This window comes from Streptomyces sp. NBC_01497, assembly GCF_036250695.1.
GTDB lineage: Bacteria > Actinomycetota > Actinomycetes > Streptomycetales > Streptomycetaceae > Streptomyces.
Genome location: NZ_CP109427.1, coordinates 2,319,278 through 2,333,763, shown reverse-complemented (window position 1 = coordinate 2,333,763; position 14,486 = coordinate 2,319,278). Strand labels below are relative to the sequence as shown.

The 14,486-nt window shown below is 71.3% G+C and carries 14 protein-coding genes; 11 read left to right on the top strand and 3 right to left on the bottom strand.

Going from position 1 to position 14,486, the window contains the following annotated elements:
* Window positions 1-143: 143 nt before the first annotated feature.
* From gatC to OG310_RS09835, 9 genes are all read left to right on the top strand, one after another.
* Window positions 144-440, top strand: a complete 297-nt coding sequence (gene gatC / locus OG310_RS09875) for an Asp-tRNA(Asn)/Glu-tRNA(Gln) amidotransferase subunit GatC (RefSeq protein WP_329455502.1) — start codon at window positions 144-146, stop codon at window positions 438-440.
* Between the two features lie 5 nt (window positions 441-445).
* The gene (gene gatA / locus OG310_RS09870) at window positions 446-1,975 is read left to right on the top strand and encodes an Asp-tRNA(Asn)/Glu-tRNA(Gln) amidotransferase subunit GatA (protein ID WP_329455501.1); all 1,530 of its coding nucleotides are present in this window, start codon (window positions 446-448) and stop codon (window positions 1,973-1,975) included.
* Complete coding sequence (locus tag OG310_RS09865) at window positions 1,972-2,214, top strand: hypothetical protein (RefSeq protein ID WP_329455500.1); 243 nt, start codon at window positions 1,972-1,974, stop codon at window positions 2,212-2,214. Before gatA ends, OG310_RS09865 begins: the two co-directional genes overlap by 4 nt.
* A 34-nt stretch (window positions 2,215-2,248) precedes the next feature.
* Window positions 2,249-3,739 carry an Asp-tRNA(Asn)/Glu-tRNA(Gln) amidotransferase subunit GatB gene (gene gatB, locus OG310_RS09860; RefSeq protein WP_329460101.1) on the top strand — a complete coding sequence of 497 codons (1,491 nt, stop codon included), beginning with the start codon at window positions 2,249-2,251 and terminating at the stop codon, window positions 3,737-3,739.
* Window positions 3,740-3,977: 238 nt separating this feature from the next.
* The gene (locus OG310_RS09855; RefSeq protein ID WP_329460100.1) at window positions 3,978-5,411 is read left to right on the top strand and encodes an SLC13 family permease; all 1,434 of its coding nucleotides are present in this window, start codon (window positions 3,978-3,980) and stop codon (window positions 5,409-5,411) included.
* A gap of 216 nt (window positions 5,412-5,627) precedes the next feature.
* The gene (locus OG310_RS09850; protein WP_329455499.1) at window positions 5,628-7,064 is read left to right on the top strand and encodes a ricin-type beta-trefoil lectin domain protein; all 1,437 of its coding nucleotides are present in this window, start codon (window positions 5,628-5,630) and stop codon (window positions 7,062-7,064) included.
* A gap of 298 nt (window positions 7,065-7,362) precedes the next feature.
* The gene (locus OG310_RS09845; protein WP_329455498.1) at window positions 7,363-7,971 is read left to right on the top strand and encodes a hypothetical protein; all 609 of its coding nucleotides are present in this window, start codon (window positions 7,363-7,365) and stop codon (window positions 7,969-7,971) included.
* A 198-nt stretch (window positions 7,972-8,169) separates the two neighbouring features.
* On the top strand, window positions 8,170-8,343 hold the full coding sequence (locus OG310_RS09840; protein WP_329455497.1) for a hypothetical protein: 174 nt from the start codon (window positions 8,170-8,172) through the stop codon (window positions 8,341-8,343).
* Between the two features lie 68 nt (window positions 8,344-8,411).
* A complete protein-coding gene (locus OG310_RS09835) occupies window positions 8,412-11,435 on the top strand; it encodes a helix-turn-helix transcriptional regulator (RefSeq protein ID WP_329455496.1) in 3,024 nt (1,007 codons plus the stop codon).
* A gap of 45 nt (window positions 11,436-11,480) precedes the next feature.
* Here the strand turns inward: OG310_RS09835 and OG310_RS09830 are convergent, their stop codons facing one another.
* On the bottom strand, window positions 11,481-11,669 hold the full coding sequence (locus tag OG310_RS09830) for a DUF397 domain-containing protein (RefSeq protein WP_329455495.1): 189 nt from the start codon (window positions 11,667-11,669) through the stop codon (window positions 11,481-11,483).
* Window positions 11,666-12,526, bottom strand: a complete 861-nt coding sequence (locus OG310_RS09825; RefSeq protein ID WP_329460099.1) for a helix-turn-helix domain-containing protein — start codon at window positions 12,524-12,526, stop codon at window positions 11,666-11,668. Before OG310_RS09825 ends, OG310_RS09830 begins: the two co-directional genes overlap by 4 nt.
* A 173-nt stretch (window positions 12,527-12,699) precedes the next feature.
* On the opposite strand from OG310_RS09825, the gene OG310_RS09820 reads away from it, so the two are divergent.
* Complete coding sequence (locus OG310_RS09820; RefSeq protein ID WP_329460098.1) at window positions 12,700-13,326, top strand: IS5 family transposase; 627 nt, start codon at window positions 12,700-12,702, stop codon at window positions 13,324-13,326.
* A 175-nt stretch (window positions 13,327-13,501) separates the two neighbouring features.
* A complete protein-coding gene (locus OG310_RS09815; protein ID WP_329455494.1) occupies window positions 13,502-13,984 on the top strand; it encodes a GNAT family N-acetyltransferase in 483 nt (160 codons plus the stop codon).
* A gap of 199 nt (window positions 13,985-14,183) precedes the next feature.
* Here the strand turns inward: OG310_RS09815 and OG310_RS09810 are convergent, their stop codons facing one another.
* Entirely contained in the window at window positions 14,184-14,468 is a 285-nt protein-coding gene (locus OG310_RS09810; protein ID WP_443078835.1) for a DUF6191 domain-containing protein, read from the bottom strand.
* Window positions 14,469-14,486 lie beyond the last annotated feature (18 nt).

Sequence of the window (14,486 nt, the reverse complement as noted above, 5' to 3'; positions counted from 1 at the left end):
GCCCGGCCGGTGGTCGTAACGGGGCCCCCTCGGGGGCCGAAGGGAGAACGGCTTCGCGGGCACCCTTGCCCGCGCCATAGGATTGGCCGGGTCTTCACACGCAACACGTAAGCAAACCCATCACTCACCCTGAGGATCGTTGCATGCCTGGCATCACGCGCGAGGAGGTCGCCCACCTCGCCCGGCTGGCGCGCCTGGAGCTGAAGGACGAAGAGCTCGATCACTTCGCCGGACAGCTCGACGACATCATCGGCGCGGTCGCCCGCGTCTCGGAGGTCGCCGACCAGGACGTACCGCCGACATCGCATCCGCTGCCGCTGACCAATGTCATGCGGCAGGACGAGGTCCGCCCCTCGCTCACCCCGGAGCAGGCCCTGTCCGGCGCTCCGGCCCAGGAGCAGCAGCGTTTCAAGGTGCCGCAGATCCTCGGGGAGGACTGACTTCCATGACCGACAACACCGGTACCACCGGTACCACCGAAAGCACCGCCATCATCAGGCTGACCGCGGCCGAGACGGCCGCGAAGATCGCCTCGGGCGAGCTGACGGCCGTCGAGGTCACCCGGGCGCACCTCGCGCGCATCGACGCCGTCGACGAGAAGGTCCACGCGTTCCTCCACGTCGACCGCGAGGGCGCGCTCGCGCAGGCCGCCGCCGTCGACGCGAAGCGCGCGGCGGGTGAGGAGCTCGGCCCGCTGGCGGGCGTGCCTCTCGCGCTGAAGGACATCTTCACCACGCAGGGCGTGCCGACCACGGTCGGCTCGAAGATCCTCGAAGGCTGGATCCCGCCGTACGACGCGACCGTCACCAAGCGCCTCAAGGCCGCCGGCGTCGTCATCCTCGGCAAGACCAACATGGACGAGTTCGCCATGGGGTCCTCCACCGAGAACAGCGCGTACGGCCCGACCGGCAACCCGTGGGACCTCACCCGCATCCCGGGCGGCTCCGGTGGCGGCTCGTCCGCCGCGATCGCCTCGTTCCAGGCGCCGCTCGCCATCGGTACCGACACGGGCGGCTCGATCCGCCAGCCCGCGGCCGTGACCGGCACGGTCGGCGTCAAGCCGACGTACGGCGGGGTCTCCCGGTACGGCATGGTCGCCTTCTCCTCCTCCCTCGACCAGGGCGGCCCGTGCGCCCGTACGGTCCTCGACGCGGCCCTGCTGCACGAGGTCATGGCCGGGCACGATCCGCTCGACTCGACGTCCGTCGACGTGCCGGTCCCGCCGGTGGTCGAGGCGGCGCGCAACGGCTCGGTCACGGGGATGCGCGTCGGCATCGTCAAGCAGTTCCGTGGTGAGGGCTACCAGGCGGGTGTGCTGCAGCGCTTCGACGAGGCCGTCGAGGTGCTGCGCGCTCTGGGCGCCGAGGTCGTCGAGGTGGACTGCCCGTCCTTCGACCTCGCCCTGTCGGCGTACTACCTGATCGCGCCGTCCGAGTGCTCCTCCAACCTGGCCCGCTTCGACGCGATGCGCTACGGCCTGCGCGTCGGCGACGACGGCTCGCACTCCGCCGAGGACGTCACCGCGCTCAGCCGCGAGGCGGGTTTCGGCGACGAGGTCAAGCGCCGCATCATGCTGGGCACGTACGCGCTGAGCTCCGGCTACTACGACGCGTACTACGGTTCGGCGCAGAAGGTGCGGACGCTGATCACCCGCGACTTCGAGGCGGCCTTCGGCGAGGTCGACGTCCTGATCTCACCGACCACCCCGACCACCGCGTTCCCGATCGGCGAGCGTGCCGACGACCCCATGGCGATGTACCTGGCGGACCTGTGCACCATCCCCGCCAACCTGGCGGGCAACGCGGCGATGTCGCTCCCGTGCGGTCTCGCCCCCGAGGACGGCCTGCCGGTCGGCCTGCAGATCATCGCCCCCGCCATGAAGGACGATCGGCTGTACCAGGTCGGTGCCGCTGTTGAGGCCGCCTTCGTGGAAAAGTGGGGTCATCAGCTGATCGAGGAGGCACCGTCGCTATGAGCAACGCAGTCAGCAAGGCCAAGGGCTTCAAGAAGTCCAAGCAGGGGACGTACCTGTCGATGGCCACCACCGCGTTCGGCGCGGTCAGTGTGGCCAAGCAGATCAAGCGTGCCCGCGCCGAGAACGACAAGCTCCGCATGGTCGACGCCGCGGTCACCGCGGTGACCATCGTCACCGGTCTCGCGATCCTGTACCGCGAGCTGAAGCGCCTGGGCGACGACGACGTCCTGTTCGGCTGAGAGGGAATGTTGCACCGTGACCGTCATTGACCTGATGTCGTACGAGGACGCCCTGGCCTCGTACGACCCCGTCATGGGCCTTGAGGTCCATGTCGAGCTCGGCACCAGGACCAAGATGTTCTGTGGCTGTTCCACCGAGCTGGGCGCGCCCGCCAACTCGCAGACCTGCCCCACCTGCCTCGGCCTGCCCGGGGCGCTGCCCGTGGTCAACGCGGTCGGTGTGGAGTCGGCGATCCGGATCGGCCTCGCGCTGAACTGCGACATCGCCGAGTGGTGCCGCTTCGCCCGGAAGAACTACTTCTATCCGGACATGCCGAAGAACTTCCAGACCTCGCAGTACGACGAGCCGATCGCCTTCAACGGCTATCTGGACGTCCAGCTGGAGGACGGGGAGATCTTCCGTGTCCAGATCGAGCGCGCCCACATGGAGGAGGACACCGGCAAGTCCACGCACATCGGCGGCGCGACGGGCCGTATCCACGGCGCGTCGCACTCGCTGCTGGACTACAACCGGGCCGGCATCCCGCTGATCGAGATCGTCACGAAGCCCATCGAGGGCGCGGGCGCGCGGGCCCCCGAGGTCGCGCGCGCCTACGTGGCGGAGCTGCGCGAGCTCATCAAGGCGCTCGGCGTCTCCGATGCCCGCATGGAGATGGGCCAGATGCGCTGCGACGTGAACCTGTCGCTGCGCCCGTACGGCCGGGAGAAGTTCGGCACGCGATCCGAGACGAAGAACGTCAACTCGCTGCGCAGTGTCGAGCGCGCCGCCCGGTTCGAGATCCAGCGGCACGCCGCGGTGCTCTCGTCCGGCGGCACGATCCTCCAGGAGACCCGCCACTTCCACGAGGAGGACGGCTCCACCACCTCCGGCCGGATCAAGGAGGAGGCCGAGGACTACCGGTACTTCCCCGAGCCGGACCTGGTGCCGGTGGCCCCCGCCCGCGAGTGGGTCGAGGAGATCCGCTCGTCGCTGCCGGAGCTGCCGCGCGTACGGCGCAACCGGCTCCGTGAGGAGTGGGGCGTGTCCGAGCACGACATGCAGTCCATCCTGAACGCGGGCGCCATCGGCCCGATCGTCGCGACGATCGACGCCGGGGCACCCGCAGACCAGGCACGCAAGTGGTGGATGGGCGAGCTGGCGCGCAACGCCAACGAGACCGGCCGCGCGATCGACGAGCTGCCGATCACCCCGCGGCAGGTCGCGAGGGTGGCCGAGCTCGTCGCGGCGGGCGACCTCAACGACAAGCTGGCCCGGCAGGTCATCGACGGCGTACTCGCCGGTGACGGCGACCCGGACACGGTCGTCGAGAAGCGCGGCCTGAAGGTGGTATCCGACGACGGCGCGCTCGGCGCCGCCGTGGACGAGGCCATCGCGGGCAACGCGGGCGTCGTCGAGAAGATCAGGGGCGGCAAGACGGCCGCCGTCGGCGCGCTCGTCGGCGCCGTCATGAAGGCGACCCGCGGGCAGGCCGACGCGGGCCGTGCGCGCGAACTGATTCTGGAGAAGCTGGGCGTCGAGGCCTGACGGGAACCCGGGGTCCGGCTCCGGCCGGGCCCCGGGTTCCGGGGGCGCCCACGCGCCTTCGTCGTACGCGGCTCGGCCGCGGGCGACTCGAACGGCCGAGGCATTCCGCACGGCCGGCCTCCGGTGACGGGGCTCAGCCGCACGCGTTCCTGGGGGCGGCGCACCACGTGGTGGTGCGCCGCCCCTCGCTGTGCCACACGTGCCCGCCGCGGGCCGGCCGCCGCCGTCCCCGCCGTCCCTGGAGCCCGCGCTGAACACCGTCACCGCCGAGATCGTCTCCGTCGCGCTGCTGCTCGGTGTGCTGGCGTTCGCCGTGATCCGGCCGGCGAAGCTGCCGGAGGCTGTGGCCGCCGTCCCCGCGGCGGGGCTGCTGATCGCGCTCGGCGCCGTGTCGCCGGGGGAGGCGTGGCACCAGATCCGTGAGTTGCTGCCCGTGGTGGCGTTCCTCGCGGCCGTGCTGGTTCTCTCCGAACTGTGCGCCGCCGACGGCCTGTTCGAGGCCGCGGGGGATCTGGTGGCCCGGTTGTGCGGGGGGCGTCCCGGCCGGCTGCTGGGCGGCGTCTTCGTGGTGGCGGCGCTGACGACGGCGGTCCTGAGCCTGGACGCCACGGTCGTTCTGCTGACCCCGGTCGTCTTCGCGACGACCGCGCGGGTGGGGGCCCGGGCCAGACCGCACGTGTACGCCTCGGCGCACCTGGCCAACTCGGCCTCGCTGCTGCTGCCGGTCTCCAACCTGACCAATCTGCTCGCGCTGTCCGCGAGCGGGCTGTCCTTCACCCGGTTCGCCACCCTCATGGTGCTGCCCTGGCTCGCGGCGATCGCCGCCGAGTACGTGGTCTTCCGCCGCTGGTTCGCGGCCGACCTGGCGGCGGGCGGGCACCCGCCGCGCGCGGCGGAGCGCCGGCCGCTGCCGCTGTTCACCACGGTCGTGCTCCTGCTGACCCTCGTGGGGTTCGCGGCCACCTCCCTGATCGGACTGCAGCCGGTGTGGGCGGCGCTGGGGGGCGCGCTGGTCCTCGCCGTACGGGCACTGGCCCGCGGAGGGCGCATGCCCGCGGCGGGCGGGGACACGGCGGGCGGTGACACGGCGTCCGGCACGGGCCCGGTCGCACCCCGTACGGATGAGGCCGGTGACACGAAGGACGGGGCCGGCGACACGGACCGGGCCGTCGGCGGGACGGCCCCGGCGGCGGGCGGCGGGCCCGCGCGCATCACGCCGCTGGGGATCGTCATGTCGGCGTCCCCGCTGTTCTGCCTGTTCGTCCTCGCCCTGGGCGTCGTGGTGAAGGCGGTCGTCGACAACGGGCTCGGCAGCGGGATCGGCGCGATCCTGCCGGGTGGCTCGTCGCTCGGCGCGCTGCTGGCGGTGGCGGGTATCGCCGCCGTCCTGGCGAACGTGATCAACAACCTGCCGGCGGTCCTCGCCCTGTTGCCGGTGGTGGCCCCGGCGGGTCCCGGCCCGGTGCTCGCCGCCCTGATCGGCGTGAACCTCGGACCGAACCTGACGTACGTGGGCTCGCTCGCGACCCTGCTGTGGCGGCGCATCCTGCACGAGCACGGCGCCGAGCCGACGCTCGGCCACTTCACGCGGCTCGGCCTGATCACCGTCCCGGCGACGCTGCTCGTCGCGACCGTCGCGCTGTGGGGCGCGCTGGCTGTCGTCGGAGGGTGACGACGTGTCATCGGGCCGCCCGGGTTTTTCCTTCGTCTCTTGAATCCAGGGGATTGACCCCGGTCCAGGTCTAGTCCTTTACTGCTCTCAGCAACATTCCGTTCATGTGGTGGAGCATCGTTCCGCCATATGACCATGTGCTTTCCCTCCCCTGTTCAGCACTCGCCTGTGCCTACCCCCACCCGCGCTTGAAGCGCGCATGACAGGAGTGTCTCCGTGCTGCGAACCCTCAAGAGATCGCTGGCCGTCGCCCCGGCCGTACTGGCCATGGCCGGCACCGCTGTCATGGCTTCGGGCGGCGCCGCCAACGCCGCGGCCAACCCCGGCCCCGGCTTCCCGGCCCACTTCTCGGCGCCGTACGCCGAGACCTGGAACTCGGCCTCGGCGATGACCAGCGCCCTCAACGCCAACGGGACGAAGTACTTCACCCTCGCCTTCGTCATCGACGCGGGCGGCTGCAACGCCAAGTTCAACGGCACCACCGACGTCACCGACGGGTCCTGGACCTCCGCCGTGAACGCCGTACGCGCGGCGGGCGGCGACGTGATGGTCTCCTTCGGCGGTGCCTCCGGCACGGAGGAAGCGGTCGCCTGCGGCTCCGTCTCCGCCGTGAAGGCCCAGTACAAGAAGGTCATCGACGCGCTCAACCTCACCCGCGTCGACTTCGACATCGAGTCCGGCCAGGAGGCGAACAGCGCGGCCAACACCCGCCGCGACCAGGCGCTCGCGCAACTCCAGCAGGAGTACGCCGCCGCCGGCAAGAACCTCCAGGTCCAGTACACCCTCGGCACGGACACCTCGGGCCTGCCGGGCGACCAGATGAACCTGCTCCGCGACGCCAAGGCGCAGGGCGTGAACGTCAGCCTCGTCAACCCCATGACGATGGACTACGGGCGCGCGGTCTCCGACATGGGCCAGGCCGCCATCGACGCAGCCAACGCCCTGCACGGCCAGCTCGGTTCGATCTGGACCGACAAGTCCTCCGCACAGCTGTGGGCGATGGAGGGCAACACCCCGATGCTGGGCAAGAACGACAGCGCGTCGGAGACCTTCACCACCGCCAACGCGACCGCCCTCCTCAACTTCGCGAAGACCAACGGCATCCAGGAGCTGTCCTTCTGGGCGCTCGGCCGGGACCGCCAGTGCGGCGGCAGCACCAACGACCCGTCCAACAACTGCAGCGGCGTCTCGCAGAGCGCCAACCAGTTCAGCGGCATCTTCAACGCCATCAACGGCGGCGGCGGTACGACCCCGCCGCCCACCGGCGGCGCCACCGGCCAGATCACCGGCCTCGGCGGCAAGTGCGTGGACGTCAACGCGGCGAGCAGCGCCAACGGCACGGCCGTCCAGCTCTACGACTGCAACGGCTCCAACGCCCAGCAGTGGACGGTCGGTTCGGACGGCACCGTGCGCGCCCTCGGCAAGTGCATGGACGTGACGTCGGCCGGTACGGCGGACGGCTCCAAGGTCCAGCTCTACGACTGCAACGGCACCGCCGCGCAGAAGTGGGCGGCGGGCACCGGCGGCACGCTCGTCAACCAGGGCTCGGGCAAGTGCCTCGACGCCACCGACAACACCTCGGCGAACCTGACCAGGCTCCAGATCTGGCAGTGCTTCGGCGGCGCCAACCAGCAGTGGCACCTGCCGGCCTGACCCCCGCGGGCGGGACCTCTCCCGCTCCGGTACCCAGGTGACATCCGCGGGCCCCGGAGGACACCACGTGTCCTCCGGGGCCCGCGCCTCGTCCCCTCGCCCTTTTTCCGGACCTCTCACCGGCGGGTCCCGTACGCCCCGTGGGGCGCACCCTCCCGTCCCGTCCGGCCACTTTCGCCACCGACCGTGGCCATGCCGTCGCTCAGCGAAGTGACGGTGAGGCGTGCGGTGCGCAAGGGGCCTGACGACACCGGTGAGATTAAGGAACCTCTCAGGAGGGACCCCTAGCGTGCGTGATATGAACCCGACCCCCAGCACCACAACGACAGAACCGGACGCCGCCACCGGTAACGACGCCGAGGAGAAGGAGCAGACGGCGGCAGCCCAGGAGCCGGACGGGCCCGCCGACGCCGCGCAGGACGACAGCGACGCGTTCGACGACGCGGACGACCCCGACGACGTGACACCCCCGCGTACCTCGACCGGTGTGGCCGTGGGCGCGGCCGCCGTGGTCGCGGCGGCACTCGGCGTCATCTCCCTCACCGGCACCTGGACAGGACGCGTCGGCGCCGAGCGCGAGACCCTCGTCGGCCAGCTGCACACCAGCCAGACGGCGACGGCGAAGCAGCAGATCGCCGAACTGTACGGGGACGGCTGGCACACGACCGCCGCGATCAACGGCGCGGTCGCCCTGGTCGCCGCGATCCTCGCGGTGATCGTCCTGTTCGCCCTGCGGCGCGCGACCACCGTACCGAGCGCCGCCTGGGCGAAGCCCGTCGCGGTGGCCGCGCTCGTCCTCGGCGCCGTCGGCGTGGTGGTCTCGATCGGCATGTACTTCGACCTGTTCGCGTCCCTGCCCAGCGCCCCCGCGACCCCGGCCACACCGGCCGCTCCGCCCGCCTCCTAGGCAGGGCCTGAGGCGGTTCTCTCCCCCCGTGCGCGCATCCGGCCGGGGGCCTTAGACGTGACCGGGCTCCGGCTCCCCGTCTAAGGCCCCCGGCCGGCCGTCATGATGCGGCAGTCACCCGATGCGGCGGGGCTGCCTGGGGGACGAGGGTTGAGGCATCGGCAGAAGCCGAAGACCTTCACCCTTGAGGAGCCCCCGATGTTCGAGCTCGACATGCACAAGATCCGCCACGCCGACCTGGTCCGGGCCGGCGGCGCCGAGCGTCTCGCCCGGCAGGTGCGCAGGGCGCGCAAGGAGGCGGCCCGCAGCGCGGGCCACAGCTCCGGCGGGCGGGTGAGGCCGCTCCAGCACCTGTTCGACCACGCGGCGTGAACGCCGCCGGCCCTCGGCCCGCCTCCGCACCACCCGAAATCCCCGCCCCCGAACCGGACGCCTGTGCGATGCTCGCCCGTGTGGAGAGCAGATCGGTCAGCCCGGTATTCGTCGGCAGGGCACACGAGATGGCGGTCCTCGACCAGGCCCTGGCCGCCGCGGCCGCCGGCGAACCGGGGGCCGTCCTGATCGGGGGCGAGGCCGGGGTCGGCAAGACCCGCCTCGTGGAGGAACTGGCCGACGCGGCCTGCGCCCGGGACGCGGTCGTCGTCATCGGCGGATGCGTGGAGATCGGCGCCGAGGGCCTGCCCTTCGCGCCCTTCTCCACGGCTCTGCGCTCCCTGCGCCGCCGGCTGCCCGCCGAACTCGCGGCGGCGGCTGCGGGCCAGGAGGACGAACTCGCCCGCATCCTGCCCGAACTCGGCCAGCCTCGGCCCGACGCGCTCGAACAGAACAGCACGGCCCGGCTGTTCGAGCTGACCGCACGGCTGCTGGAACGGGTCGCCGCGCAGCGTACGGTCGTGCTGATCCTGGAGGACCTGCACTGGGCGGACGCCTCCACCCGCCATCTGCTCGCCTACCTGTTCCGCGCACTGCGCCGGGGCCGCCTCCTCGTCATCGCGACCTACCGCTCCGACGACGTCCACCGGCGCCACCCGCTGCGCCCGCTCCTCGCCGAACTCGACAGGCTGCGCTCCGTACGCCGCCTCGAACTGGACCGCTTCACCCGCGCCGAGGTGCACCGCCAGCTCACCGGCATCCGCGCCCAGGAGCCGGAGCCCGCCCTCGTGGAGCGGATCTTCCAGCGCTCCGACGGCAACGCGTTCTTCGTCGAGGAACTGTCCTGCTCCCTCGACTGCGGCTGCGCGGGCGGCCTCACGGACTCGCTCCGCGACATCCTGCTCGTGCGCGTCGAGCGGCTGCCCGAGGACGCGCAGCGCCTCACCCGGATCGTCGCCGAGGGCGGCACCACCGTCGAGTACCCGCTGCTGCGCGCCGTCGCGGGCCTGCCGGAGGACGACCTGATCGAGGCCCTGCGGCAGGCCGTCGGAGCGAACATCCTGCTGCCCACCAGCGACGGGGACGGTTACCGCTTCCGCCACTCGCTGGTCCGCGAAGCCGTCAGTGACGACCTGCTGCCGGGCGAGCGGTCCCGGCTCAACCGCAGGTACGCGACCGCGCTGGAAGCCGAGAGCTCGCTCGTACGGGCCGACGAGCGCACCACGCGCCTCGCCAGCTACTGGTACAGCGCGCACGACCCGGCCAAGGCGCTGCCCGCCGTCCTCGACGCGGCCGTCGAGGCGCGCCGCCGCTCCGCGCACGCCGAGCAACTGCGGCTCCTGGAACGCGCCCTGGAACTCTGGGACGAGGCGCCGGACGAGGTGCGCGCGGCGCTGCGGCCCGTCGACCGCGTCGACGTCTACCCGCCGTGCGCCGCCGCGGCCGACGCCGCCCCGGGCCGCCGCGCGGCGCTGTCCCACATCGACCTCCTCGCGGAGCTCGTCGTAGCGGCCAAGTTCAGCGGCGACCGTGAACGCGCCCTGGCCATCGCGAAGAAGGCCCTGCGCGCCCTTGACGAGGAGGAGGGCGAGGACACGCTGCGCGCCGCGTGGTTCTGGGTGCAGCGCTCGAACCTGATGCAGGACCTCGACCGCGGTGACGGCCGGCACGAGCTGGGGCTCGCCCAGCAGCTGACCCGCGGCCTGCCGCCGTCCGCCGTGCACGCGGAGGTGCACAGCAGGGCCGCGACCTGGGGCGCCCTGCACCGGCCTGGCCCCGAGGCGCTGGCCGCCGCCGAGCGGGCCGTCGCGTACGCACGCCTTGTCGGCGCCACCTACACCGAACTCCAGGCCCGCCTCACACGCGGCTGGCTCGTAGCCGACGCGGGCGGCGTGGAGGAAGGGCTCACCGAGATGTACGAGGTGCGGGAGCGCGCCGAGGCGCTCGGCGCCGTCGAGCTGACCGGCCGCGTCAGCACCAACCTGCCGTCCACACTGGAGAGCGTCGGCCGGTCCGCGGAGGCGGTGGCCGCGGCGGAGGCGGGCATCGCCGCGACCCGCTCCCTCGGACTCGCCCACCAGGAGGCGTGGACACGCGCCAACATGGCCCGCTCACTGTTCTCGCTGGGCCGGTGGGACGAGGCACGGGCCGCCCTCGACGCCGTCGACGAGGAACGCGGCACGGCGAAAGTGAGGGGCATGTTCGCGACGACCCGGGCCGAACTGGCCCTCGTCAGTGGCGACCTCGGCGAAGCCCGGGACCAGATCGCACGTGCTCGTGCCGCGTTCGGCAGCCACGACCCGCAGCCGCAGCACTTCATCCAGCCCGCCCGGCTCGCGATGTACGTCGCCGGCCGGCAGGGCAGACTCGCCGCGGCGCGCGCCGAGTTCGAACAGGTCGCCGCGGGCGGCTTCGGGCTCGGCACCCAGCGGTACGCGCTGCCGCTGCTCGTCACGGCCGCCGCCATCGAGGCCGACCACCGCGGCAGGCCCGACGCCGATGAGGGCCGGGCCGCGATCCTGGACGCCATCGTGGAACACGCGCGCCGCATGCCGACGTTCGTACCGGTCTGGCAGGCGTACGCCCTGATGCTGGAGGCAGAACGCGCACGGGCCGCCGGGGCGGCGGCACCCGAGCTGTGGGCTCGTGCGAGCGCCGCCTTCGAGGCCGTGGACCGGCCCTACGAGCTGGCCCTTTCCCGACTGCGCCAGGCGGGAGCCCTGTTGGCGGCGCACGGCGACCGCGCGGAGGTCGCCGCACTGCTGACGGCGGCGCACGCGACGGCGACGTCGCTGGGGGCCCGCCCGCTCGCCGAGGACGTGGAACTGCTGGCCGGACGGGCCCGCGTCACCCTGGGCGACTCCGCCGCCCGCGCGGACGGCGGCCCGTCCAAGACCCTGGGCCTGACCCCGCGCGAGCAGGAGGTACTGCGGCTGGTCACGGAGGGGCTGAGCAACCGCAGGATCGCCGAGGAGCTGTACATCTCACCGAAGACGGCGAGCGTGCACGTCTCCAACATCCTCGCGAAACTGGGCGTCTCCGGGCGTACGGAGGCAGCGGCGAGGGCCCACCGACTGGGCCTGTTCGCCTGACGGCCCCGCAGGAACAGTCGCCGTGCGGGGCCGTGGATCACGAGGTCAGGATGCGGACGCGTACGTGGTGAAGGCCGACCACGCGTCGGGTGTCACGGTGAACGGGCGGCGGCCGGTGTCCTTGGAGTCGCGGACGTGGACGGCTTCGGCTTCGAGGGCGACTTCGACGCAGTTGTCGCCCTCGCCTCCGCTATGGCTGCTCTTGATCCAGCTCAGGTTTGCAGTGGGGCTCACAGCGCTCCTCTCATCTGTTCCAGCAAGCTCACCGTAGCCCGGCAATCAAGGGCCTGGGAACGCAGCTTGCCATAGCGCTGAAGGAGCGCGCTCACATCGCTCGGCACCGTGATCAGGGCGCTCGACCGATGCCCCTCGGTATAACCGAACCACCTGTTGTCGGGGCTCTCGGCCAGGTACATCTCTCCTTCGAACCCGGCGTGGTCCTCTTGCAGAAGCGGCATGACCTGGATCTCGACGTTGGTGCGGCTGCCGATGTCGAGCAGGTGGCCGATGAGCTCGCGTGTCACCGAGACCCCTCCCAACTGGCGTTCCAGTAACGCCTGTTCTACGACGAAGCTGAACGCGGTGTTCGGATGTGCGACCAACAGAGTCTGTCGTTCGAGTCGCGCGGACATCTGCTGTTCGATCTGCGTGTGACTGAGCGGTGGCAAGTTCCGCTCGAAAACGGCCCGAATGTATCCCTCCGGCTGCAACAGCCCCGGAATCCCACGGCACTCGTACGCGTACAGCGTGATCGCGTCCTCTTCGATCCCCGCCCATTGCACGAACCACGAGGCCAGCCCCGCCTTCCTGCGCAGGCTCCTTCCCGCCGCCGCCAGGACCTTGGCGGCGACCGGTCCGAGTGCCTCCTCCGCGCGTTCCGGAAGGCTCTCCGGCGGGAAGCGCCTGCCCTGCTCGATCTTCGCGACGTAGGCCGCCGAGTACTGGACCCGGGGCGCGAATTCCTCCTGGGTGAGCCCTGCCGACTCCCGCAGCGCCTTCAGTACAGCGCCGAACGTCTTGAGGCTGTCGGACAGTTCGGGTTCGCAGCCCGCTGCCGTGCCGCCGGCCTGGTCCGCCGCAGTCGCCGCCATCGCCGTCTCGCCTTCCGTGTCCCGTGTCCCGTTCAACTCACTGATCGTCACGGATGGTGACAGATTATGTCCAGAGCGTGAACTGATACAGGGGGATGTGTACGAGTGCCGTTCCTGTTGCTGCCGGGCGTGGACCTGAACGCTGAGGCCATGACAGCTCGGCAGGTCCAACCATCCGTGACCACGCGCAGGGTGCGATCACGTGGGACCTGAGTGTCGACTCCACGGTCTGTCGAGCCCATCAGCATGCGGCCGGGGCCCGCAAGCAGGGTGACCTGCAGAAGGAGCCGCCGGGCGGTGTGTTCACCGAGCCCGGAGATCACGGACTCGGACGTTCACGCGGCGGGTTCACCACCCAGCTGCACCTGGCCGTCGAGCAGGGCCAAAAGCCAATGTCGATCGTGATCACGGCCGGGCAGCGCGGCGACTCTCCACAGTTCGAATCCGTACTGGGGAAGGTCCGCGTGCCCCGCATCGGGCCTGGCCGGCCACGCGTCCGTCCCCATCGGGTTCGTGCGGACAAGGCGTGGCCTCCCGCAGGAACCGTGCTTATCTGCGCCGCCGCGGAATTCGCTGCACCATCCCCGACAAGGCCGACCAGGCCCGCAACCGCCGAAAGCTCGGCTCCCGCGGTGGCCGACCAACCGCATTTCGACTCGATCGACTACCGCGAGCGTCATGCGGTCGAGTGCGGGATCAACCGACTCAAGAGACACCGAGCTGTCGCCACGCGATACGACAAGCTCGCCGTCCGCTCCGAAGCGACCGTTCTCGTCGCTGTCATCAACGAGTGGCTGTAATCGAAGTATTCGACATGCGTGCCGGGCACTACGCTGCGGACCATGGAGTGTTTTCCCGCCTCTCGTACACGTCGCTGAGGGCCCTGCTCACCGCCAGTCCTGTGGCCGGGAGCAGGCCGACCGATGCCCTTGTTCCACCCGGGTATCAAGCCCTCAGCCTGAGAGGTGCACTTCCATGCTCATCCGCGCGTTCACCCAGCAGCACCTGACATCACTCACCGAACTGACCATCAACACGTTCCGGCCGTTCTACGAGGACTCCTTCCGCCCTCTGATGGGCGAGGCCGTCTTCGCCGTTCAGCACGGCAACTGGCGCAACGACTACCGCAAACAGGTCGCCGAGCTCCACGCCCCCGAACAGCACAGGTACGTCGCCGTCGCCGAAGCTGACGGCACCATCGCGGGCTACATCGCATGGAGCGTCGCCCCGGTTCACAAGAAGGGTGAGATCACGATCCTCGCCGTCTCTGCCCAGCACCGGCGACACCACGTGGGCCGTGCCCTATGCGAGCACGCCTTCGCAGAGATGCGGGCCCTCGGTGCCGGGGTCGTCGAGATCGGCACCGGAGGAGACCAGTTCCACGCTCCGGCCCGAGCTCTCTACGAGGCGCTCGGATGCACACCCCTCCCACTCACTGTCTACTTCCGCCAACTCTGACACCTCCCGGATAGGCGCCTCCGGGCGCCCATCCGGGTTCGGCAGTCGGCTACAGCCCCACTTTCGATACGCGGCCCAGGGCGCGACACCCGTGGTCGCCGACGCTGTTCGCGGGCGCGGCCGACCAGCCGGCGGGCCACGGCACCGGGCGCGGGGAGCGAGTGCGCTCCTCTTCGCCCCGCCACTGCCGCTGCCCCGCTCAGGACTCCGGCTCGGCCCGCCCGGCCGGGTCCTTCGCGGTCTCGGGAGCCGCCGATGCCTCGCGGGCCGCCGTCCCCTCGTCGGGGTCGGCTCCGCCCTCGGCCGTCTCCCCGGTTTCCTGGCCGGCCTCGGCCTGCCCGACGCGGATCGTCACCTTGCCCGACGCCAGGTCTATCGGGCCCCGGCCCGGATCGGAACCGTCGACGTCGACCCGGCTCATCTCCAGCCGCTTCTGCTCCTCCGCCGTGTGCTTCCGGCCCGGTGCGAAGAGGTCCTCGATCATGTTGAACACGGCCGCCCG